At 40.0% G+C, this 488-nt stretch carries 1 protein-coding gene; it reads left to right on the plus strand.

What is annotated here, in order from left to right:
- Positions 1-74: 74 nt before the first annotated feature.
- Positions 75-488 (plus strand): phage tail tube protein (locus D9K81_RS18260; RefSeq protein ID WP_456236550.1); only part of this gene is annotated, 414 nt, incomplete at its 3' end.

Consider the following 488-nt stretch of genomic DNA (forward strand, 5'->3'; position numbering starts at 1 on the left):
GGATGGCGTGATTGAAACAATCAAACCTGACTCTAAAGCAGAAGTTAAGCCAAAAACTAAAGAGGTGCCTGCAAATGGCTAAGAAGTATATTTCATTACGTGGCAAGTTATCACTCGCTCCGATTATTGAAGGTGTAGTTGGTGCTATGCGTGAACTGGGAAATATTCCTGACTTTACGTTAGAAATCACTGCGGAAAAAATTGAGCATACAGAATCTATGTCTGGCGATGACACCACTGATTTGGTTTTATACAACACTACAGCAGTGTCATTTAGCGGTACTCTTGAACAGCTTGATCCCGAAAATTTGGCGTATATTCTGTCTGGTAAAAATGTAGCAGTGAATACGAAAACTGTAGCAGATTTGGATTTAGGTGCTGTTACGAAAGGTCAAAAGATTAAGCTGGATGGTTTTAATCTTACCGTTCCAACAGTGACTGATGGGGCAACGACTCCAGTTCCTATCGATTCGACAAAATATAAACTA

Origin of the sequence: Acinetobacter chengduensis (assembly GCF_003664645.1) — a bacterium.
GTDB classification, from domain to species: domain Bacteria; phylum Pseudomonadota; class Gammaproteobacteria; order Pseudomonadales; family Moraxellaceae; genus Acinetobacter; species Acinetobacter chengduensis.